This is a genomic window from Luteimonas sp. R10 (genome assembly GCF_045689605.1).
In the GTDB taxonomy this organism is placed as follows: domain Bacteria; phylum Pseudomonadota; class Gammaproteobacteria; order Xanthomonadales; family Xanthomonadaceae; genus Luteimonas.
Genome location: NZ_CP141262.1, coordinates 3,793,719 through 3,814,579, shown reverse-complemented (window position 1 = coordinate 3,814,579; position 20,861 = coordinate 3,793,719). Strand labels below are relative to the sequence as shown.

The window sequence follows — 20,861 nt, the reverse complement described above, 5'->3', positions numbered from 1 at the left end:
GGGGGATTTGCCTTGGCTGTTGCTTGGTCGGGCACCGAGCAAATCCCCCCACCTCCCTTATTTCATAGGGGGGCTGCCCCGCGGCAGGGAAGCGCCGCTCAGGCGGCGATGCCCGGCTCGTCGTCGAAGTGCAGGCCGCACTCGCGCTTCAGGCCGAAGAAGCGCGTGTCCTCGATGCGCATGCCCGGCTCCAGCCTGCGGGTGGTGTGGGCGTCGCCGATCGAGACGTAGCCCTCGTGCCACAGCGGGTGATAGGGCAGGTCGTGCTTCTGCAGGTAGATCCAGACGTCGCGGTCGCTCCAGTCGGCGATCGGATGCAGCTTCCAGCGGCCGTCGCGCAGTTCCAGGAAGTCGACGCCGGCGCGGGTGCTCGCCTGCTGCCGCCGCAATCCCGCGATCCAGGTGCGCACGCCGAGCTCGCGCAGGGCGCGCTGCATCGGCTCGACCTTGTGCAGGCGGTTGTAGCGGTCGATGCCGTCCACGCCCTGTTCCCACAGCCGGCCCAGCCGCGCCTCCGTCCAGGCGGCGCCGAGCTGCGGGCGATAGACCTGCAGGTTGAGGCCGAGGCGCCCGGTCAGCTCGTCGACGAACCGGTAGGTTTCCGCGAACAGGTAGCCGGTGTCGACCAGGATCACCGGCATGCCCGGCAGCTGCCGGGTGGCCATGTGCAGCGACACCGCAGCCTGCGCGCCGAAGCTCGACGACAGTGCGTGCGTGCCGGCGGTGTTCTCCAGCGCCCAGGCGATGCGTTCGGGCGCGCTGCGCCGCGACAGCCAGCGGTTGAGTTCGGCCAGGGCCTGGGTGGACTCGGCGGCGGTGATCGGGTCGGGCGGGCTCATGCAGGCGCCTCCTCGGTGATGGTGGTGATGGGGATGGCATGGCGGACGTCGCGCTCGGGGATGGCGACCACGCCGCTGCGGACCAGGAAGTCGCCGAAGCCCTCGTCCCCGCTGCGTTCGCGCGCGTAGGCGGCGAACAGCGGATCGAGCGCTTCGAGGATCGCGGGCTCGTCGATGTTGTCGCGGTACAGCGTGTTGAGCCGCTGGCCGCGATGGTCGGCGCCGAGCATCAGGTTGTAGCGGCCGGGCGCGCGGCCGACCAGGGCGATCTCGCCCAGGTACGGTCGCGAACAGCCGTTGGGGCAGCCGCTGATGCGCAGGTGGATCGGCGCGTCGCCGATGCCGTGCCGCTCGAGCAGCGCCTGCACCTGGTCCAGCAGCGCCGGCAGGTAGCGCTCGGCCTCGGCCATCGCCAGGCCGCAGGTCGGGAAGGCCACGCAGGCGAGCGCATTGCGCCGCAGCGGGCTGGCACGGTGCCAGCCGTCGAGGCCGAACTCGGCGCACAGCGCGTCCACGCGCGCGCGCAGCGCCGGCGGGATCCGCGCCAGCACCAGGTTCTGGTTCGGCGTCATCCGGAACTCGGCGCCGTCGCCCTCGTCCCGCAGCAGTTGCGCGAGCGCGCGCAGGCCGCTGAGGTGGCGGACGGCGTCGCCGCGGCCGTCCAGGGCGCCGTCGTAGATCCGTCCCGCCGGGATGCGCAGGCCCAGGTGCAGGCGCCCGTCCTCGCCCTCGTTCCAGCCGAAGCGATCGCCGTTGTGCGAAAAAGCGAACGGTCGCGCCGGGGGGAAGGTGATGCCGGCGCGCCGTTCGACCTCGGACCTGAACCAGTCGAGACCGCGGTCGTCGATGGTGTACTTGAGGCGCGCGCGCTTGCGCACGTCGCGGTTGCCGTGGTCGCGCTGCGCGGTGACCACGGCTTCGGCGACCGCGGTCACCTGGTCCGGTCCGATGAAACCGATCACGCTGCCCAGGCGCGGGTAGGTCTCCGGGTCACCGTGGCTGGCGCCCATGCCGCCGCCGACGCTGACGTCGTAGCCGCGCAGCGCGCCGGCTTCGTCGAGGATGGCGATGAAGCCGAGGTCCTGGGCGAACACGTCGACGTCGTTGACCGGCGGAATCGCGAAGCCGATCTTGAACTTGCGCGGCAGATAGCGCTCGCCGTAGATCGGCTCCTCCTCGCCGCCGCTGGAGGCGACGCGCTCCTCGTCGAGCCAGATTTCGTAGTAGGCGCGAGTGTTGGGCAGCAGGTGTTCCGACAGCGCCGCGGCCTGCGCCTGCACCGCCGCGTGCGCCGGCGACAGGTGCGGATTGGCGGCCACCGCGACGTTGCGGTTGACGTCGCCGCAGGCGGCCAGGGTGTCGATCAGCGCGGCGTTGATCGCCTGCATGGTCGCCTTGAGCTCGGTCTTGATCACGCCGTGCAGCTGGAACGCCTGCCGGGTGGTGATGCGCAGGCCGCGCTCGGCGTAGGTGGTGGCGACGGCGTCGAGCTGCAGCCACTGCGCCGGTGTGACCACGCCACCGGGGGTGCGGGTGCGGATCATGAAGGCGTAGGCGGGCTCGAGCATGGCCTGGCGGCGCTGCTCGCGGACGTCGCGGTCGTCCTGCTGGTAGCTGCCGTGGTACTTGATCAGGGTCTGGTCGGCCTCGCGCAGCGCGCCGGTCACCGGGTCCGCCAGGCTCTCCAGCAGCGAACCGCGCAGGCGCGCGCTCTCGGCCTTGATGTCCTCGACCGAATGCGCGCTCATGGCGTCGCTCCCGCAACGGCACGCCACAGCTCCCCGTAGGAGCGCACCGCAGGGGCGCGAACGTGCGTATCCGGCTGCGCGGTCGCGCCCCTGCGGTGCGCTCCTACGGGGCGGCCGGGGTCAGTAGACATCGCGTGCATAGCGGCCTTGCTGCTGCAGCTCGTCGAGATAGCCGTTCGCGGCCTCGGCATCGCGACCGCCGTGGGCGGCGATCACCTCCAGCAGCGCCGCGTGCACGTCCTTGCCCATCGCGATCGCGCCGCAGACGTACAGGTGCGCGCCGCCCTCCAGCCAGGCGTACAGGTCGCGGCCGCGCTCGCGGATGCGGTCCTGTACGTAGGTCTTGCGCGGCGCGGCCGCGGATCCGGATGCCGCGTTCCGCGCGCGGTCGCGCGAGAACGCCAGGTCGATGCGATGCAGCTGGCCGGACTTCAATGCCCGCTGCCATTCCAGCTGGTAGAGGAAGTCGCTGCGGAAATGCGGGTTGCCGAAGAACAGCCAGTGGCGGCCTCCGGCGCCGATCGCCACGCGCTCCTGCAGGAAGCCGCGGAACGGGGCGACGCCGGTGCCGGGGCCGATCATGATCACGTCGCGCGCCGGGTCGGCCGGCAGGCGGAAACGCTCGTTGCGCTCCAGGTAGACCGGGACCGATGCGCCCTCGCCGGCGGCGGCCAGGAAATGCGAGGCGACGCCGAAACGCCGCGCCCCGCCGTGCAGGTAGTCGACGTGGGCGACCGTGAGATGCGCCTCGTCGCCGACCGCCTTGCGGCTGGAGGCGATCGAGTACAGCCGCGGCGTCAACGGGCGCAGCGCCGCCACCAGCGCGTCGGCGGACCAGGCCGCGGGCGCCTCGCGCAACAGGTCGATCGCCTGCCGGCGCTCCGCCCAGCGCGCCAGTTCCGCGTTCCGGTCCGGTGCCAGCAGGGCGGCGAAAGCGGCATCGCCGGCGCGCTCGGCGTGCGCGGCGAGCAGCGGCCGCGCCAGCCGGGTCAGTTCCCGCCGCGCGCCCAGCCATTCGCGCAGCGGCAGCTCGTCGCCGCCGTGGACGACGGCCGTATCGCCGTCGAGCGCGAGCGTGGACAGCACCTCGTCCACCAGCTCCGGCGCGTTGCGCGGCCACACGCCGAGCGCGTCGCCGGGCTCGTACTGCAGGCCGGCGTCCTCCAGCGAGAGCTCGACATGGCGGATGTCGCGGTCGCTGCCGGCGGTGGTGATGCGCTGGTCGACCAGCAGTTCGGCGGCGAACGGGCGGTCGCGGTCCCAGGCGGATGCGGCCGCGGACGGCGGTCGCAGCGGGGTGACGGTCGCGCTCGGCTTCAACGCCTCCCGGGCGGCGGCGAGCGCCCGCTCGCGCCAGGGACCGGCGACGGTGTCGATGTCGAGGTCGGCATCGCCGCGTTCGAACATCCGGGTCGCGCCCAGTTCGGCCAGCCGGGCGTCAAGCGCCTGGCCGATGGCGCAGAACTGCGGATAGCTGGAATCGCCCAGCCCGAGCACCGCGTAGTGCAGCTGGGGCAGTTTCGGCGCGCGCTTGCCGGTGAGAAAGGCGTACAGGTCGCGGGCGTCGTCGGGCGGGTCGCCGTCGCCCTGGGTGCTGACGACCAGGTACAAGTGGCGCTCATGCTTCAGTTCGCGCACCGGATAGGCGTCGGCGCCCAGCAGCCGTACCGCCAGCCCGCCGCGTTCGGCATCCGCCGCCAGCCGCTCGGCCACGCGGCGGGCGTTGCCGGTCTGGCTGCCGTAGACGATGGTCAGGCGGTTTCCGGCGGCGGCCTCGCCGCGCGCGATCGGCGCTTGCGCCGCCGGTGCGGCCGAGCGCGACGCCAGGCCGGCCGCGTAGCCGGACAGCCACCACAGTCCGGCGCCGTCCAGGCCGTCGGTGAGCCGGCGCAGCGCATCGGCGTGCTCGGCGGACAGCGGCGGCGCGGGCAGGGCTTGCGGGGACGACATCGTCGCGGACCGTGGCAGCGGGAACGACCACGAGGCTAGGTGCGCGCGACGGCGATGGAAAAGGATATCCGGTTATGCGCACATGCCCGCCCGTCATTTACGGGGGGCACGGCAGGCGCGACTAGAATGCGCGGCAAGGGCCGCATCGATCCCGCGGTCGCCAGACATGGGCCGATGCGCGTTTCTTCCGTGACCACCGATCTCGACCGGCTCGAAGCCGAAAGCCTGCACGTGCTGCGCGAGGTCGCCGCCGAATGCCGCAACCCGGTACTGCTGTACTCGATCGGCAAGGACAGCTCGGTGCTGATGCACCTGCTGCTCAAGGCGTTCGCCCCGGCCAGGCCGCCGATCCCGCTGCTGCACGTCGACACCACCTGGAAGTTTCGCGAGATGATCGAATTCCGGGACCGGCGCGCGGCCGAGGCCGGGGTGGAGCTGCGCGTGCACGTCAATCAGGACGGCGTGCGCGACGGCATCGGCCCGCAGACGCACGGCGCCGCCGTGCATACCGAGATCATGAAGACGCAGGGCCTCAAGCAGGCCCTGGCGGCCGGGGGGTTCGACGCGGCGATCGGCGGCGCGCGCCGCGACGAGGAGAAGTCGCGGGCCAAGGAACGGGTGTTCTCGTTTCGCGATGACCGCCAGCGCTGGGATCCGCGCCGGCAGCGGCCGGAACTGTGGAACCTCTACAACGCCCGCGTCGGCGACGGCGAGAGCGTGCGCGTGTTCCCGTTGTCCAACTGGACCGAGCTCGACGTCTGGCGCTACATCCGCCGCGAGGAGATTCCGGTGGTGCCGCTGTACTTCGCCGCCGAGCGGCCGGTGGTGCGCCGCGAGGGCGCCTGGATCATGGTCGACGACGACCGCCTGCAGCTGCTGCCCGGGGAGGCCCCGGAACTGCGCCGGGTGCGCTTTCGCACCCTGGGCTGCTATCCGCTCACCGGCGCGGTCGAGTCGGGCGCCGCCGACCTGGACGCGGTGATCGCCGAGATGGAGGACGGGCGCCAGTCGGAGCGAGCGGGGCGCCTGATCGATCACGTCGACGGCGATTCGATGGAGAAGAAGAAGCGCGACGGGTACTTTTGAAGAGCCGTGATTGGTGATCGGGGATTCGAGATGGGAATTCGTGAAGGACGCAGTTCGTGATGAATAGTCAGGCTTCAGATCCGGTCTTGAATGGCGGCGTCGTTGCTTTATCCGAATCCCCAATCCCGAATGCCGAATCCCGGTTCTTACGCCTCGTCGCCTGCGGCAGCGTCGACGACGGCAAGAGCACGCTGATCGGGCGGTTGCTGTTCGAGGCCGGCCGCGTGCCCGACGACGAGCGCGCCGCGCTGGAGCGCGCCAGCACCCGCCACGGCACCCGCGGCGGCGATATCGACTACGCGCTGCTGCTCGACGGGCTGGAGGCCGAGCGCGAGCAGGGCATCACCATCGACGTCGCCTGGCGCCACCTGGAGACGCCGCGGCGCCGGTTCCTGATCGCCGACTGCCCCGGCCATGTGCAGTACACCCGCAACATGGCCACCGGCGCCTCGGTCGCGGACCTGGCGATCATGCTGGTCGACGCCACCAAGGGGTTGTTGCCGCAGACGTTCCGCCACAGCGCGATCGCCTCGTTGCTGGGCGTGCGCCACGTGCTGCTGGCGGTCAACAAGATGGACCGCACCGGCTACGACCGCGCGCTGTTCGAGCGCATCGCCGCGGAGTACCGCGTGCACGTCGCGAAGCTCGGCATCGAGGACGTGACCTGCATCCCGCTCGCCGCCGCCACCGGCGCCAACGTGGTCGCGCGTTCGCCCGATCTGCCCTGGTACCGCGGGCCGAGCGTGCTCGAGCACCTGGAGTCGGTCGAGGTGCGCGACGCAGCGGGCGCCGCGCCGGCGCGGCTGCCGGTGCAGTCGGTGCTGCGCGACGACGGCGACCGCTGGCTGGCCGGGACCCTGGCTTCGGGCACGCTGCGCGTCGGCGACCACGTGCGGATCGAACCGGCCGGCATCGACACGCGCGTCGCCGCGCTGCGGGTCGCGGCGCGCGAGCAGGAGGCGGCGCATGCGGGGCAGGCGGTCGCGCTGCGGCTTGCCGACCAGGTCGATGCCGGGCGCGGCCACGTGGTCTCGGAGGCATCGTCGCCGCCCGCCTGCAGCGACCAGTTCGCAGCCGACGTGCTCTGGTTCGATGAGGCGCCGCTGCTGCCGGGCCGCCGCTATCTGGCCAAGCTGGGCACGCGCACCGTCGGCGGCCGCGTCGGCGAGCTCAAGCACCGGTTCGACCCCGAAAGCCTGCAGCCGCTGGCGGCCAAGCGGCTCGAGCTCAACGACATCGGCGAAATCACCCTGTCGCTGGATGCGCCCGTGGCGTTCGCGCCGTATGCGGAGAGCCGCGCGCTGGGCGGCTTCATCCTGGTCGATCCGCTCACCCGCGCCACCGTCGGCGCGGGGATGATCCGCCACGGCCTGCGCCGCGCCGACAACCTGCATTGGCAGGCGCTCGACGTCCATCGCGACGTGCGCGCGGCGCTCAAGGGCCAGCAGCCGCGATGCGTGTGGTTCACCGGCCTGTCCGGCGCCGGCAAGTCGACGATCGCCAACCTGGTCGAACGCGGCCTGGTGGCGCGCGGCCTGCACACCTACCTGCTCGACGGCGACAACGTGCGCCACGGCCTCAACCGCGACCTCGGCTTCACCGACGAGGACCGGGTGGAGAACCTGCGCCGCGTCGCCGAGGTGGCCAGGCTGATGACCGATGCCGGCCTGATCGTGCTGGTGAGTTTCATCTCGCCGTTCCGCGCCGAGCGTGCCGCGGCGCGGGCGCTGTTCGCGCCCGGCGACTTCATCGAAGTGCATGTCGACACGCCGCTGGCCGAGGCCGAGCGCCGCGACGTCAAGGGCCTGTACGCCAAGGCGCGGCGCGGCGAGCTGCCGAACTTCACCGGCATCGATTCGCCCTACGAGCCGCCACTGGATGCGGACCTGGTACTGGACACCACCGCTGACGGCGCCGACGTGCTGGCGGAGCGGGTGATCGCGATGCTGCTCGCCGACGATCCCGCGCCGTAGAGCCGAGCTTGCCCGGCTGCTCCCGGCCCCGGAGCCGGCACACGGGCGGCGGAGCCGGCACAAGGGCAGCGGAGCAAGCTCCGCTCTACGTCCGGTACGGAGAGGATCCGGTCAGCGGCCGCCGCGGAACAGCTGCGCGATCCCGAGGATCAGGATCGCGCCGAGCACGGCGCCGATGAAACCGGCGGCCTGGCCGGCGGCGTACCAGCCCAGCTGCTGGCCCGTCCAGGTGGCGACGAGCGCGCCGCCGATGCCGAGCAGCGCGGTCAGGATGATGCCCAGGCGGCGGCGACCCGGGGTCACCAGCCGCGCCAGGATCCCGACGATCAGGCCGAGCAGGATGATGTAGAGCCAGTTGCTGCTGCCGAACGGTTCCATGGTGTCCCTTTCCGTCGATGGGTCGGCGGTAGCCTAGCGCATGACGTCGCGCCGCTCGCGGACCGTCCGCCGGTCATGCGTCGGATCGAAATCCTTCCAGAGCGGCGATCCGTGCTTGCGTCGACCCCAGACGCAGTAGCCCGCCTTCGCCACGTCGAACAGGGTGCCGGCGACGAGCCTCAGCAGCAGCCGTGGTCGCCATGGCGGGTGCCGCTGTCGGCCGCGACCGCCGCGCCGGTGGTCTCGCCGCGCTCGCCGGCCCGGTGGTGATCGAGCAGCACGCGCGCCACGCAGGCGGTGACCCGCTTGCCCATCGGGATGTGCAGGAACTCGTTGGGCCCGTGTGCGTTGGAGTGCGGACCGAGCACGCCGGTGATCATGAACTGCGCGCCCGGGAACTTCTCGCCCAGCATGCCCATGAACGGAATCGAGCCGCCTTCGCCCATGTACATCGCCGGCTGTCCGTAGAACGCGCGGCTGGCGTCGTCGATGGCGCGGTCCAGCCACGGCGACAGCGCCGGCGCGTTCCAGCCGGTGGCGGCCTTCTCCAGCTCCAGCGTGACCGTGGCGCCGTTGGGCGGGTCGCGCAGCAGCGTTTCCTGCAGCAGCGCGCCGGCGCGCCGGCCGTCGACCGTCGGCGGCAGCCGCAGCGACAGCTTCACCGCGGTCTGCGGACGCAGCACGTTGCCGGCCGAGTCCAGTGCCGGGATGCCGCCGACGCCGGTCACCGACAGCGCCGGGCGCCAGGTCCGGTTGAGCACCAGTTCGGCCAGGTCGTCGTGCATCGGCTTCAGCCCCGGCAGCAGCGGGAACTTGTCGTAGACCGCGGTGCCGAGCACTTCGGCGGCGCGACGCGCCTGTTGCAGCCGCTCGGCCGGGATCTCCGCGTGCAGGCCCTCGACCAGGATGCGGCCGCTGGTCTCGTCCTCGATCCGCGACAGCAGCTGCCGCAGCAGCCGGAAGCTGGACGGCACCACGCCGGAGGCGTCGCCCGAATGCACGCCCTCCTCCAGCACCTTCACCGTCAGGTTGCCGCCGGCCAGTCCGCGCAGCGAGGTGGTGCACCACAACTGGTCGTAGTTGCCGCAGCCCGAGTCCAGGCACACCACCAGCGACGGCTCGCCGATGCGCCCGGCGAGGTGGTCGACGTAGGCCGGCAGGTCGTAGCTGCCCGACTCCTCGCAGGCCTCGATCAGCACCACGCAGCGCGCATGCGGCAGCTGCTGCTCGTGCAGGGCGAGGATCGCGGCCAGCGAGCCGTAGATCGCGTAGCCGTCGTCGGCGCCGCCGCGGCCGTAGAGTTTCTCGTCGCGCAGCACCGGCTTCCAGGGACCGAGGTCGTCGTCCCAGCCGGTCATCTCCGGCTGCTTGTCCAGGTGGCCGTAGAGCAGCACGCAGTCGTCGTCGCTGCCGCCGTGCGCGGCCGGGATCTCGATGAAGATCAGCGGGGTGCGGCCCTCCAGGCGCACCACCTCCACCTGCATGCCGGGGATCGGTTGCGCCTCCGCCCAGCGCTGCATGAGCGCGACGGCGTCTTCCATGTAGCCGTGGGCGACCCAGTCCGCGTCGAACATCGGCGACTTGTTGGGGATGCGGATGTATTCGACGAGCTGCGGAACGATCTCGTCGTCCCACTTCTCCGAGACGTACCGGTCGACCTTGCTGGCGTCCATCGCACACTCCGTAACGGGAAAGCGCCCATTTTAGCGCTCCGGCCGCCGTAGGACTTTTCCTACCCCCGGACGCGGCATCGGCCGGCCGGGCATTGGTCGATGCGGCGATACGCCGGTCCCGGGCGGCGGTCGAGACTGCACATGCCGCCGGGCCCCATGGCACCGGCCGGCGAGGCAAGGAAGTCATCCATTCCATTCGAAGGAGCAACGAGCATGAACGCACTCAAGACCGGTTTCGCCTCCCTGCTGCTGTCGCTGCTGATGCTGGGCGGCGCGCTGGCCAGCGACAAGGTCAACATCAACACCGCCGATGCCGCCACCCTGGAGAGCGCGCTGGTCAACATCGGCCCGTCCAAGGCCGAGGCGATCGTCGCCCATCGCAAGGAGCACGGCGTGTTCAAGAGCGTCGAGGAACTGGCGACGGTCAAGGGCATCGGCCTGAAGACCGTGGAGCGCAACCGCGACCGCATCGAGCTGGGCAATGCGCCGCAGCGCAGGACCACCGCGGCGCCGGCCACCGGTCCGTCGCCCGCCAAGGGCGGCGCGCAGTAGCGCCGAAGCACCACTGGAGGCGCGCAGGGACGCGCGGTCGCCAGCGGAGGAGCAGGACGCTCCAGGGAACTCGGCAGGATGCCGTTACATGGACGTATCGCCGTCCACTCGTGCACGACGCGCGGGTGGGCGGCGGCTTTTTCGGCGCCTCGGCGCGACCGCGGAAAACCGCGCCACGCTACACTGCGGGCATGAGCTTCGAACGGCTGCGCGCGCAGGTGATTCCGGCCAACGAGTACCGGCGCGAGCGCTGGCGCAACGGTTCGGGATGGACGCGGCGGGTCGCCGCCTGGCCGGACGAGGACGCCTGGCGGTGGCGCCTGTCGATCGCCGAGATCGAGCGGCCGGCGCCGTTCTCCGCGTTCCCGGGCGTCGACCGCGAACAGGTGCTGCTGGCAGGCGCGGGCCTTCGGCTGCGTTTCGACGACGGCGAAGAGCGCCTGCTGTCGCCGCCTTGCGGCAGCGCGCGCTATGCCGGGGAGCGCCCGCTGGCGGGCGAGCCGGTGGACGGCCGCGCGGAGGTGTTCAACCTGCTGTGGCGGCGCGATGCGGTGCAGGCGCAGCTGTGGCGCCGCCCGCTGGTCGGGCCGATGCTGTTCTTCGCCGACCGGTGCGAATGCTGGGCATTGCACCTGCTGGCCGGTGAGGCGCGCTTCGACGCCGATGCCGGGTTGCCGGCGATGGCGCAGGGAGACACCGCGCTGCTGGCCGCGCCCGAACGGCGGCGCTTCCTGCTCGACGGCGGCGGCGAACTGCTGGCGATGCGCCTGCGCGCACGCGACTGAACCCAGGCGCGGGGCCGCGGCGGCTCAGTAGACGTCGCGGCGGTAGCGGCCTTCGGTGAGCATGCCTTCGACCTGCGCGGCACCGAGGACGTCCCGCAACACCGCATCCACGCCCGGCGCCATGCCGCGCAGGCTGCCGCAGACGTAGAGCGCGGCGCCGTCGGCGATCCAGGCGCGCAGCGTATCCGCGGCTTCGCGCAACGCGTCCTGCACGTAGCGGCCGGGCCGGTCGCGGGAGGACGCCAGATCGACCCGCTGCAGGTGTCCCCGGTCCCGCCATCCCAGGATCTCGTCGCGGTAGAAGCCGTCGTGGGCGGCACTGCGTTCGCCGAACAGCAGCCAGTTGCGATGGGCGCCGGCGTGCTCGCGCGCCTTCAGGTGCGCGCGCAGGCCGGCGATGCCGGTGCCGTTGCCGACCAGGATCAGCGGCCGCGCAGGATCGGGCGGGTGGAAATTGGGATTGCCGCGGATGCGCAGGGCGATGCGGTCGCCGGGCTGCGCGTACCGGCACAGCCAGCCGCTGCCCAGTCCCGGGCTGCCGTCCGCGCGCGTCATCAGCCGCAGCAGCAGCTCGATGCGGCCGTCCTGCGGCAGCGAGGCGATCGAATACTCGCGATGCGGCAGCGGCTGCAGCCTCGCGGCCAGCGCCTGCGCGTCGAGGCCGCGCACCGTGTCCGCGGCCGGCAGGTGCGAGCGCGCCAGCAGCGCGGACAGCGGTTCGCGTCCCGCCGGGCCGGCCACGGGCGCCTCGCCCGGCAGCCGGGTCGCGGACAGCCACGCGGCCACCACGGGCGCCGGATGGCGCGGGCCGATCTCGGCGATGTCGCCCGCCTGCCACTGTGGGTGCGTTCCTTCCGGCGGCGCCAGCGCCAGATGGAACGCCGCCCCGCCGGCGCTGCCGGGATTGAGGCGCACGCGTTCGCGCAGGGTCCACGGCGCGTACCGCGGCGGCGACCAGTCCGGCAGGTCCGGCGCGTCGGCCAGCAGCGACAGGTGGTGCTGCCACAGCCGCAACGCGCCCGGATCGCCGTTGTCGACTTCGACCGGATCGCACAGCGGACTGGCGCCGGACTGCCGCAGCCAGCGGTCCAGCGCATGGCCGAAGCCGCAGTAGTGCGCGTACTCGCGGTCGCCCAGCGCCAGCACCGCGTATGTCAGCCCGGGGAGCGTCGCCGGCGCGGACAGGGTTTCGGCGGCGAAGCGCAGCACGTGATCCGGCGGGTCGCCCTCTCCGGTGGTGCTGGCCACGAACAGCGCGCGCGGCACCCGTGCCAGTGCTGCGGGATCGAGGCCGGCCAGGTCGCGCACGCGCGTGGCGATGCCGGCCTGGCGCAGGCTGTGGGCGGTGCGTTCGGCGAGGTCGCGCGCGTGTCCGGTCTGGCTGGCCCAGAAGACCGTCAGCAGCGTCGCACCGGCGTCGTCCGTCACGGTCGCGCCCCGCGCGCGGCGGACATGTCGCCACTGTCGCGCGCACAACCCGGCATAGGCCGCCAGCAGCAGTGCCGCCCACAGCCACTGCCCGGCACGCGGCGGCGCCAGCCACCAGTCGCCGCCGTGCAGCGGCAGGATCGCCAGCGCCAGGGCGGCCAGCGCCAGCAACAGCAGCAGGTTGCCGACGCGTTCGCGCGTCCGCGCCGACTGCGAGGGCGCACTCATTCCGCGAGCAGCCGTTCGAATGCGGGGGTCGCGCGGGAAATCGCTCCGCCGCTGCCGCGTTGCGCGAAACGCGCGGCCAGCCCGTGCCGGGCGGCGAGCGCGAACCCGTCTTCGGGGCCGAGCACCGTCAGCGCGGTGGACCAGGCGTCGGCGCGCATCGCGTCGCCGGCGACCACCGTCACCGCGGCGGCGGCATCGGCGACCGGCGCGCCGCTGCGCGGATCGATGCTGTGCGAATAGCGGCGGCCGTCGTGCTCGAAGCGGTGCCAGCGATCGCCCGAGGTCGCCACCGCGCACCCGTCCAGCGGTAGCACGCACGGCGCCTCGTCCGCATCCGCGACCGCCTCGACCAGCACCCGCCAGTATTCGCCGTCGGGGCGGCGGCCGAAGCCGCGCAGCTCGCCGCCGACCTCGACCAGGGCGCCGTCGATCCCGGCCTCGCGCAGGTCGGCCGCCACGGCATCGACGCCGAACCCCTTGGCGATCGCGGACAGGTCCAGGCGCAGGCCGCCCGGCTGCCGCAGCCGCGTGCCGCTCGCGTCCAGTTCGAGCCGCCGCCAGCCGCAGTGCGGCCGGGCCGCATCGAGCGCGGCAGGATCGGGCAGCCGCGGATGCGCACCGCCCGGGCCGAAGCCCCAGAGATCCACCAGCGCCCCCAGCGTGGGATCGAACGCGCCGTCGCTGGCCGCCGCGATCTCGATCGCGGCCTGCAGCACGGCGAGGAACTCCGGCGGCAGCGCATGCCAGGTGTCCGCCGCGGCGCGGTTGTAGCGGCTGATGTCGCTGTCCGGCTCCCACGGGCTCATCTGCGCGACCACCGCATCCAGGCGCTCCTGGATGCCGTCGTGCAGCGGGCGCAGCGCCCGCGTGCGCGGCACCGACAGGCGCACCCGCCAGGTGGTGCCCATGGTTTCGCCGCCGAGGTCGGCGATGGCGTTGGCGGCGGGCCGCTCCTGCATCGGGTCTACTGCGGCAGCACTTCCAGCGTGGCGACGTAGACGAGGCGGCGTTCGGAGGCCTGCGGCACCGAGGTGCGCCCGTCCTGCGCGGTGGCCTCGAGCCAGTACATGCCCGGCGCCGGCCAAGTCACGGCGAACTCGCCGGCGTCGTCGGTGCCGGTCCGGATCTCGTCCTGCGCATTGCGGTAGCGGGTGCCGCCGCGGACGATCTCCAGTTCGACGCCGGCGGCAGGTTCGCCGTCCAGCAGCAGGCGGAAACGCGCCTGTTCGCCGGCGAACAGGTCGTTCGGGTGCGTCAGCGGCCGCAGCTCCAGGCCTTCGCCGGTCACGCCCAGGGCGCCGTCGTCGGGAGCGCCGTTGGTGACGAAGGTCTCCACGCGGCTGACGCTTTCGGTGACGCGCAGGTTCTGCGCATCGGGCGGCACTTCGCGCGCGAACGCGTCCGCCGACAGGCCGCGGCGGCGCTCGGTCTTGCCGCCGGCCTCCCAGCTCGCCATCAGGCCGCCGTTGACCACCGCGATGCGATAGGTGCCGGCCTGGGTCAGCTGCAGATCGAACACGCTGCGGTATTTGCCGGTCGCCGGGTTCTGCGCCTCGGCGCGGCTGCCGTCCGGCGCGGTGATGGCCAGGTTGTCCAGCCGCAGCGGCACGTGGTTGAAGAAGAACAGGTCGTTGGAGACCGCCGCGTCGACCGTGACCCACGGATCCTCGCCCGCCAGCACGGTCTGCGATGGCTGCAGCCAGAACTTGTGGGCGAAGGCCGAGAGCGGCAATGCCGCGGCGAGAGCCAGGGCCAGCGCGAGGGCATGTTTCGCGCGGGTGTGCTTCTGAGCGTGCTTCTTGTGGGCGTGCATCATGCGGAATCTCCCGGGTCGGATGGGCGCAGGCGTGGGCGGGGCTGGAAGGTGGGGGACGAATGGCGCCGCGGCGGTCGACGCGCCGGTGGTGCGATCGGGTGCGGAGGCAAGGTCACGGTCTGACGGACAGGGCGACGGCGCCGAGTTCGCTCTCGCCCTGCGCGCGGCCGGACTGCGATGCGCGCGCCGGCCAGGTGAGCGGGATCTTCAGCAGCTCGCGGCCGCCGACCTCGCGGACCGCCTCGACCACCAGGACGTATTCGCCGGGCGCCAGGTCGGCCAGCTGCGGCATGCCGTCGTCGAAGCGCAGGCGATGCTTGCCGGCCGGGCGGGTCGGCCCGGTGACGCCGTCCACCGGCACCTCGAGCGTGCGCCCGGACTTGCGCCACCACTGTCGCAGGTCCGGCAGCCATTTGATCCCGTGGCCCTCGGCGGTGTCCTTCATCATGTACCAGACCGAGAGGTCGGCGGCGGCCTTGCCGTCGGCGCCTTCCAGCCAGACCGCGACGTAGGGGCGGTGGTACTCGGCCACGCGCAGCTGCGGGATCTCGATGTCGATCGCCAGCTCGCCCGCATACGCGGGCGCCGCCAGCAACGTGCCGAGTGCGATGGTCAGTTGGACGCGCATGGAAGCTCTCCGGATCCGGATCAGTGGATGAACAGCAGTGCCAGCAGTACCGGGATCACCAGTCCCAGGCCGACGTAGGGCCAGGTCATGCGGCGCTGGCGCGCATGCAGTTGCAGCAGGAACAGCCCGGTGACGGTGAACACCACGCAGGCGATCGCGAACAGGTCGATGAACCAGCCCCAGGCCGGGCCGGTGTTGCGGCCCTTGTGCAGGTCGTTGAGATAGGAGATCCAGCCGCGTTCGGTGCGCTCGAACTCGACCGCGCCGGTGGCGCGGTCGATCGCCAGCCAGGCGTCGCGTCCGGGTCCCGGCATCGACAGGTAGATTTCCTCCGGCGACCACTCCGCCGGTCGTGCGCCGATCGACAGCTCCACCGCGCCGGAGAGCCAGCGCGCCAACGCCGGCGGCAGCGGCGCATCTGCGTCCGGTTGTTCGGCCCGCAGCGCCTGCCGCAGCGCGTCCGGCAACTGCAGCGCACGGGTATCGACCTGCGGATCGCCTTCGATCTTGGCGGCATGGTTGAGGGTGATGCCGGTGACCGCGAACAGCAGCATGCCCACCAGGCACACCGCGGCGCTGATCCAGTGCCACTGGTGCAGCGTGCGCAGCCAGAAGCCGCGCCGCTGCTGGCGGCTGGACGGGTCGGTGCTGGCGTTGCGTGCGCTCAATCGGATCGGCTCCTGCGGGCCGGCGGATCAGAACCGGACGTTGACGCTGGCCCAGACGTTGCGGGCCTTGTCCTTGTTGTTGTAGTCGTCGAGATGGACCGGGGTGTAGCTGCCGTCGCCGTTCTCGGTGAAGGTGGTGCGGAAGCTGGTGAAATCCTCGTCCAGCAGGTTGTTGATCCGCGCGGCGACGGAGACGTGGTCGTTGAAGCGGTATTGCGCGGCCAGGTGCAGGACCTCGTAGCCCTTGTAGTACAGCGCATCGCCGTCGTCGTCGGTGCTGCCGCGGTAGCGCCTGGAGCGGGCCTCGCCGATCAGCTGCATGCCGAACCGGTCGGTGACGGCCCAGTCCAGCGTCGCGTTGAGCATGTGCCGGACCGACTGGGTCAGGGGCAGTCCGGCGTCGTCGCCGCTGAGGCGCTCGCTGTCGGTATAGGTGTAGTTGGCCCGGATCGACAAAGGCTCGAGGAGACGATAGCGGCCGGCGACCTCGATGCCGCGGATGCGGGCCTCGTCGACGTTGACGTATTGGTTGACGTTGCCGGTGCCCAGCACCGCCCAGTACTCGCCGAGGTTGACGCACGGGCGCACGCCGCCGGTGTCGGTGCAGCTGCGGCTGACCTCGGCGCGCTCGATCTTGTCCTCGAAGTCGTTCCGGAAGGCGGTGATATTGAAGTTGTGCGCGCCGCCGGGCGACGTCCAGTAGAGCGCGACCTCGCTGTTGACGCTGGTTTCCGGTTCCAGGTCCGGGTTGCCGGCCCAGGGACTGGTGCCCTGGCCGCCGAAGCCGGTGATGCCGTCGTACAGGTCGGTGGTCTTGGGCGTCTTGTAGCCGGTGCTGACGCCGCCCTTCAGGGTCCAGTTCGGGGCCAGGTCGTAGACCGCGTAGGCACGCGGGCTGAGATGGCCGCCGAACAGGTTGTGGTCGTCGTGGCGCAGGCCCAGGGTGAGGGTCAACGGATCGACCGGCGACCAGTTGTCCTCGGCGAACAGCGACCACATCCGGTGCTCCTGCACGGTGCCGTTGCCGTAGCCGCCGCTCTCCATGCCGAACACGCCGTCCTCCAGTTCGCCGTCGACCGCCTGGCCGCCGACCACGAAATGGTGGCCGCCGCCCAGTCCCTGGTAGGGAATGTCGAGCTTGGCGTCGAGCGTGTACTGGCTGCTTTCCATGGCGCGCGCGGGGCGCGGCAGGAAGGCCGCTTCCGCCAGCGCCATGCGCTCGGCCTCGTCCAGCCCGGCGTAGTCGCCGGTGCCGTCGTAGATCTGCTGCAGCCGCACCCGCTCCTCGACCGAGAAGGGCAGGGTACGGCCTTCGTTGGCGGTCTCGATCCGGGCCAGGGAGACGAAGCTGTCGCCGAAGCGCCACGTGCCGTGGTGGGTCAGCGCCCACTGGTCGCGGATGAAGGTCTGTTCGTCGACATAACCGACGCGCGGCGCGACGCTGCCGCCCTGGGCGCGCCAGATGGTCTCGATGCTGTCCACGGTGCCCAGCGGATACGACGTGCTGCCGAGGTTGTTGGTGTACGGGCGGTTGTCGTATTCCTGCTCCGACGCGTCGTAGTCGAAGGTGACGCTCTGGGCGTCCGTCGGCGTCCAGCTCAGGGTGAAGCCGGCATTGGTGTTGGTGTTGTCCACCGTCTTGCCGCCGCCGCCGAAACCGAGCGCGCGCTCGTGCGGCTCGCCGGCCGGGTCGCGGATGACTTCGTATTCCGGGGTGGAGGCGTCGCGCCGGTACCACGATCCACGCACGCCCAGGCCCAGCCGGTCGGCGACGAGCGGGCCGGCGAGGGCGAAGTCGAAGGTGCTGTCCGCGCCGAAATCGTCGTTCTCCTGGTAGTTGTGCGATGCCGTCGCCGAGCCGTACCAGCGTTCCCCGACCTTGCGGGTGATGATGTTGATCACGCCGCCCAGCGCATCGGCGCCGTACAGGGTGGAGGCCGGGCCGCGGATCACCTCGATGCGCTCGATCATGTCCAGCGGCGGGACATGGTTGAACTGGTTGCCGCCGAAGTTGTTGGGATAGATGTCGCCGTGGTTGTTCTGGCGCCGGCCGTCGATGAGCACCAGCGTGTAGTCCGCGCCCATGCCGCGCATGCTGATCGACTTCTGCCCGGTCTTGTCGGAGGTCTCGCCGACGTCCACGCCTTCCAGGTCGCGGACGGCGTCGATCAGCGTCATGTAGGGGCGCTTGGTCAGTTCCTCGTGGGTGACGATGGAGATGCTGGCCGGTGCGTCGGTGAGCTTCTGCTCGAAGCCCGCGGCGGTCACCACCACGGCGTCGAGGTCGGTCGCCTGCGGCGCCGCATCCGCGTCGGGTCGCGCCAGTGCCGGTGCGGCGGCGAGCGACAGGCAGACCGCCGCGGCCAGCGTGGCGCGACGGAGGGTGGGGCGGATGGCATCGGCCATGGGGCGGCTCCAGATGAGGTCAGGTGTTCTCGGCCCGGGTCTGGCGACAGCTCGACAGGCGTTGATGTGAGGGTTCGGTCTGCCGACAGACCGCAGCGATCGGCGGTCTGTGTAGCTGAATACGAATTTTAATGAGAATTATTATTGTTTCAAGTGAGCATCCGGGCCGAAGGCTTCCGGGCGGCCCGACGATTTTTCCGAGAGGCGGGGCTCAGCCGCGGTCGTCGCGGGTCCAGATGGCGCCGTCGTCGACCCGGACCGGGAATTTCGGCACCGGGGCATAGGCCGGCGCGCACAGCACACGGCCGTCGCGGACGTCGAACTTCGCCCCGTGCAGGGCGCACTCGATGGTGGCCTCGCCGGCGTCGAAGGCGCCGGCCGAGAGTTCGAAGTCCTCGTGGCTGCAGCGGTCCTCCAGCGCGTAGAAGGCGCCGTCGTGGTTGAAGACCAGGATCGGCGTGTCGCCGTCCCAGGCCACCCGCATCTCGCCGGGCAACAGTTCCGAGGTCGCGCAGACGCGGATCCAGCCCTGGTTATCCATCGGCGGCATCAGGCCGGCCTGCGGCGGGAGTGGATCGGAATGGGCGGACGGTCATGCAGGTCATCCCTGGCGATTGTAGCGGCGGCGACGGTGGCTTTCCGATCCGCGTTCGTCCGCGTCCGGGCCGCTTCCTTCGGGCGCGGCCGGAGCCGCTGTTTACAGCGCCTTCTCCAGCACTTCGAAGCGCAGGTCGTCGCGCTTGGGGATGCCGAAGCGGGCATCGCCATAGGGGAACGGCTTGTGGACGCCGGTGCGGCGGTAGCCACGGCGTTCGTACCAGGCGATCAGCTCGTCGCGAAGGTCGAGTACGGTCATGCGCATCGCCGGCAGGCCCCAGTCCTCGCGCGCGATGCGTTCGGCTTCGGTCAACAGCCTGTGGCCGAGCCCGGCGCCTTGCAGGTCGGGCCGCACCGCGAACATGCCGAAGTAGCCGGCGGCCCCGTCCTCGGCGACGTGCGCGCAGGCGAGCAGGGCCGGTGGCGTCGCGTCGGCGGGCGCGGCCTCTGCCAGCAGGACCCGGCTGCGCGGGCGCGCGATGTCCGTGCGCAACAGTTCCGGATCGATGCGGGCGCCATCGAGCAGGTCGGCCTCGGTGGTCCAGCCGTTGCGGCTGGAATCGCCGCGATAGGCGGAGGTCACCAGGGCGACGATGGCGTCGACGTCGTCTGGGGTGGCGTCGCGGAACCGGGTGGCTGGAGTCATGGATACTGGAATCGGCGGGCAGGACGGGGCGGATTATCGTTGCAGCGCATCGAGCGCGTCACGCACTGCGGCGAAGGCGCGCTCGACGTCGTCGATGCTCGTGCGCCAGTTGCACACGGCGGCGCGCAGGATCGCGCGGCCGTCCAGCCGCGACGCGGAGAAGAAGGCGGTGCCCTCGGCGACCAGGCGCGCGTGCAGCGCCGCCAGCGCTGCGTCGTCGCCGTCGGCGAGACGGAAGCAGGCGACGTTCAGCCGCACCGGGGCGGCCGACCGCAGGCGCGGCTCGGACTCGACCAGGGTGCCGAAGCGCCGTGCGGCGGCGCAGTTGCGTTCGACGATATCGGCATAGCCCGCGCGGCCGTATGCACGCAGGCTCGTCCACAGCGGCAGCGCGCGCAGGCGACGCGAGTTCTCGGGACCCAGGTGCAGATAGTTGTCGGCTGCCGCTTCGGGCGGCGCCAGGTAGTCGGAGCGGTTCTGGAACACCTCCACCTGCAGCGGCAGATGGGCGTTGAACATGACGGCGCAGTCGTAGGGGAGATTGAGCCACTTGTGCGCATCCACGGCGACCGAATCGGCCGCTTCGATGTCGGCCAGGCGCCCCCGGTACCGCGGCGACGCGGCGGCGATGCCGCCGAATGCCGCATCCACGTGCAGCCAGAACGGGAATTCGCGCTTGAGCCGCGCGATCGCCGCCAGGTCGTCGAAGTCGGCGGTATTGACGGTGCCGGCGCTGGCGCAGACGATCGCGGGTGCCTGGTTGGTGGCCAGCGCGTCGCGCAGCGCGTCCACGTCGAGCGCCTCGCGGCCGGCCAGCAGCGGCAGCGGACGCAGCGCGTGGCGGCCCAGGCCCAGCATCGACAGCGCCTTGCCGATGCTCGAGTGGGCGCTGCCGGCGAACACCGCGGGCGCGGGCAGGCCGCCCGCACCGCCGGTGGCGATGTCGCGGCCCATTGCGCGCCCGTACCATTGCCGCGCCAGCGCCAGGCCGCTGAAGTTGGCCATCGTCGCGCCGGTCACGCAAACCCCGGTCCAGCCCGCGGGCCAGCCCAGCAGCTGCCGCAGCATGTCGAGCGCCTGCATTTCGATCTGCGGCGCGCAGCTGTCGCCGCTGCGCTGCTGCGCGTTCTGGTCGTAGGCGGCGGTCAGCCAGTCGGCGGCGAGCGCGGCGGGGGTGACGCCGCCGGTCACGAAGCCGAAGTAGCGCGGTCCGGCGCTTGCGGACAGGTAGCGGTCGTAATCGAGATGAAAGCCGTCCAGCGCCGCCGCCGCGCCGATGCCCGCTTCCGGCAGTGTCGCGGCGCTGGCCAGTCCTTCGGCCGGAAGCCGGGCGGCGGCCGGCCGCTCGTCGAGCCCGTCCAGGAACGCCTGCGCCAGGCGCAGCGCCCGTTCGAGCACGGCATCGAGATCGTCGAGGTCCAGCGCGAGCCGCGGGTCCATCGTGCCGGGGCCGTGCCGGT

18 protein-coding genes are annotated in these 20,861 nt (G+C 71.8%); 4 read left to right on the top strand and 14 right to left on the bottom strand.

What is annotated here, in order from left to right; translation table 11 throughout:
* Positions 1-98 precede the first annotated feature (98 nt).
* The 3 genes from U3649_RS16605 to U3649_RS16595 form a co-directional block, all read right to left on the bottom strand.
* Positions 99-839: a phosphoadenylyl-sulfate reductase gene (locus U3649_RS16605; protein WP_407352398.1), complete on the bottom strand. Its 741-nt coding sequence runs from the start codon at positions 837-839 to the stop codon at positions 99-101.
* Entirely contained in the window at positions 836-2,587 is a 1,752-nt protein-coding gene (cysI, locus tag U3649_RS16600) for an assimilatory sulfite reductase (NADPH) hemoprotein subunit (RefSeq protein ID WP_407352397.1), read from the bottom strand. The genes U3649_RS16605 and cysI overlap by 4 nt, the downstream gene beginning before the upstream one ends.
* Before the next feature lie 120 nt (positions 2,588-2,707).
* Positions 2,708-4,537, bottom strand: coding sequence for an assimilatory sulfite reductase (NADPH) flavoprotein subunit (locus U3649_RS16595; RefSeq protein ID WP_407352396.1), 1,830 nt, complete (start codon positions 4,535-4,537; stop codon positions 2,708-2,710).
* Positions 4,538-4,711: 174 nt separating this feature from the next.
* On the opposite strand from U3649_RS16595, the gene cysD reads away from it, so the two are divergent.
* Together cysD and cysC are read left to right on the top strand one after the other, a co-directional pair.
* Positions 4,712-5,623, top strand: coding sequence for a sulfate adenylyltransferase subunit CysD (cysD, locus tag U3649_RS16590; RefSeq protein WP_407352395.1), 912 nt, complete (start codon positions 4,712-4,714; stop codon positions 5,621-5,623).
* An 86-nt stretch (positions 5,624-5,709) separates the two neighbouring features.
* Positions 5,710-7,596: an adenylyl-sulfate kinase gene (gene cysC, locus U3649_RS16585; RefSeq protein ID WP_407352394.1), complete on the top strand. Its 1,887-nt coding sequence runs from the start codon at positions 5,710-5,712 to the stop codon at positions 7,594-7,596.
* Between the two features lie 111 nt (positions 7,597-7,707).
* Here the strand turns inward: cysC and U3649_RS16580 are convergent, their stop codons facing one another.
* Entirely contained in the window at positions 7,708-7,974 is a 267-nt protein-coding gene (locus tag U3649_RS16580; RefSeq protein ID WP_407352393.1) for a GlsB/YeaQ/YmgE family stress response membrane protein, read from the bottom strand.
* Positions 7,975-8,153: 179 nt separating this feature from the next.
* The gene (locus tag U3649_RS16575; RefSeq protein WP_407352392.1) at positions 8,154-9,647 is read right to left on the bottom strand and encodes a M20 family metallopeptidase; all 1,494 of its coding nucleotides are present in this window, start codon (positions 9,645-9,647) and stop codon (positions 8,154-8,156) included.
* 213 nt (positions 9,648-9,860) lie between these two features.
* Here U3649_RS16575 and U3649_RS16570 point away from each other — a divergent pair, with 213 nt between their 5' ends.
* A complete protein-coding gene (locus U3649_RS16570) occupies positions 9,861-10,199 on the top strand; it encodes a ComEA family DNA-binding protein (RefSeq protein WP_407352391.1) in 339 nt (112 codons plus the stop codon).
* A 191-nt stretch (positions 10,200-10,390) separates the two neighbouring features.
* On the top strand, positions 10,391-10,984 hold the full coding sequence (locus U3649_RS16565) for a HutD family protein (RefSeq protein ID WP_407352390.1): 594 nt from the start codon (positions 10,391-10,393) through the stop codon (positions 10,982-10,984).
* A gap of 24 nt (positions 10,985-11,008) precedes the next feature.
* Here the strand turns inward: U3649_RS16565 and U3649_RS16560 are convergent, their stop codons facing one another.
* From U3649_RS16560 to U3649_RS16520, 9 genes are all read right to left on the bottom strand, one after another.
* Positions 11,009-12,640: a sulfite reductase subunit alpha gene (locus tag U3649_RS16560; RefSeq protein ID WP_407352389.1), complete on the bottom strand. Its 1,632-nt coding sequence runs from the start codon at positions 12,638-12,640 to the stop codon at positions 11,009-11,011.
* Positions 12,637-13,599 carry an FAD:protein FMN transferase gene (locus U3649_RS16555; protein WP_407352388.1) on the bottom strand — a complete coding sequence of 321 codons (963 nt, stop codon included), beginning with the start codon at positions 13,597-13,599 and terminating at the stop codon, positions 12,637-12,639. The genes U3649_RS16560 and U3649_RS16555 overlap by 4 nt, the downstream gene beginning before the upstream one ends.
* Positions 13,600-13,604: 5 nt before the next feature.
* Positions 13,605-14,453 (bottom strand): DUF4198 domain-containing protein, encoded by an 849-nt coding sequence (locus U3649_RS16550; RefSeq protein WP_407354651.1) that lies wholly within the window; start codon positions 14,451-14,453, stop codon positions 13,605-13,607.
* A gap of 115 nt (positions 14,454-14,568) precedes the next feature.
* Complete coding sequence (locus U3649_RS16545; RefSeq protein ID WP_407352387.1) at positions 14,569-15,084, bottom strand: DUF2271 domain-containing protein; 516 nt, start codon at positions 15,082-15,084, stop codon at positions 14,569-14,571.
* Between the two features lie 20 nt (positions 15,085-15,104).
* Complete coding sequence (locus tag U3649_RS16540) at positions 15,105-15,752, bottom strand: PepSY-associated TM helix domain-containing protein (protein WP_407352386.1); 648 nt, start codon at positions 15,750-15,752, stop codon at positions 15,105-15,107.
* A gap of 27 nt (positions 15,753-15,779) precedes the next feature.
* Complete coding sequence (locus U3649_RS16535) at positions 15,780-18,158, bottom strand: TonB-dependent receptor domain-containing protein (RefSeq protein WP_407352385.1); 2,379 nt, start codon at positions 18,156-18,158, stop codon at positions 15,780-15,782.
* A gap of 211 nt (positions 18,159-18,369) precedes the next feature.
* A complete protein-coding gene (locus U3649_RS16530) occupies positions 18,370-18,699 on the bottom strand; it encodes a Rieske (2Fe-2S) protein (protein WP_407354650.1) in 330 nt (109 codons plus the stop codon).
* Between the two features lie 156 nt (positions 18,700-18,855).
* Positions 18,856-19,401 (bottom strand): GNAT family N-acetyltransferase, encoded by a 546-nt coding sequence (locus tag U3649_RS16525; protein ID WP_407352384.1) that lies wholly within the window; start codon positions 19,399-19,401, stop codon positions 18,856-18,858.
* 33 nt (positions 19,402-19,434) lie between these two features.
* Positions 19,435-20,841 (bottom strand): pyridoxal phosphate-dependent decarboxylase family protein, encoded by a 1,407-nt coding sequence (locus U3649_RS16520; protein WP_407352383.1) that lies wholly within the window; start codon positions 20,839-20,841, stop codon positions 19,435-19,437.
* Positions 20,842-20,861: the final 20 nt, after the last annotated feature.

Bases quoted from the DNA above. Each gene is read 5' to 3' on its own strand.
- U3649_RS16605 (WP_407352398.1), bottom strand. From the start codon at position 839: ATGAGCCCGCCCGACCCGATCACCGCCGCCGAGTCCACCCAGGCCCTG.
- cysI (WP_407352397.1), bottom strand. From the start codon at position 2,587: ATGAGCGCGCATTCGGTCGAGGACATCAAGGCCGAGAGCGCGCGCCTG.
- U3649_RS16595 (WP_407352396.1), bottom strand. From the start codon at position 4,537: ATGTCGTCCCCGCAAGCCCTGCCCGCGCCGCCGCTGTCCGCCGAGCAC.
- cysD (WP_407352395.1), top strand. From the start codon at position 4,712: ATGCGCGTTTCTTCCGTGACCACCGATCTCGACCGGCTCGAAGCCGAA.
- U3649_RS16580 (WP_407352393.1), bottom strand. From the start codon at position 7,974: ATGGAACCGTTCGGCAGCAGCAACTGGCTCTACATCATCCTGCTCGGC.
- U3649_RS16575 (WP_407352392.1), bottom strand. From the start codon at position 9,647: ATGGACGCCAGCAAGGTCGACCGGTACGTCTCGGAGAAGTGGGACGAC.
- U3649_RS16570 (WP_407352391.1), top strand. From the start codon at position 9,861: ATGAACGCACTCAAGACCGGTTTCGCCTCCCTGCTGCTGTCGCTGCTG.
- U3649_RS16565 (WP_407352390.1), top strand. From the start codon at position 10,391: ATGAGCTTCGAACGGCTGCGCGCGCAGGTGATTCCGGCCAACGAGTAC.
- U3649_RS16560 (WP_407352389.1), bottom strand. From the start codon at position 12,640: ATGAGTGCGCCCTCGCAGTCGGCGCGGACGCGCGAACGCGTCGGCAAC.
- U3649_RS16555 (WP_407352388.1), bottom strand. From the start codon at position 13,599: ATGCAGGAGCGGCCCGCCGCCAACGCCATCGCCGACCTCGGCGGCGAA.
- U3649_RS16550 (WP_407354651.1), bottom strand. From the start codon at position 14,453: ATGCACGCCCACAAGAAGCACGCTCAGAAGCACACCCGCGCGAAACAT.
- U3649_RS16545 (WP_407352387.1), bottom strand. From the start codon at position 15,084: ATGCGCGTCCAACTGACCATCGCACTCGGCACGTTGCTGGCGGCGCCC.
- U3649_RS16535 (WP_407352385.1), bottom strand. From the start codon at position 18,158: ATGGCCGATGCCATCCGCCCCACCCTCCGTCGCGCCACGCTGGCCGCG.
- U3649_RS16530 (WP_407354650.1), bottom strand. From the start codon at position 18,699: ATGGATAACCAGGGCTGGATCCGCGTCTGCGCGACCTCGGAACTGTTG.
- U3649_RS16525 (WP_407352384.1), bottom strand. From the start codon at position 19,401: ATGACTCCAGCCACCCGGTTCCGCGACGCCACCCCAGACGACGTCGAC.
- U3649_RS16520 (WP_407352383.1), bottom strand. From the start codon at position 20,841: ATGGACCCGCGGCTCGCGCTGGACCTCGACGATCTCGATGCCGTGCTC.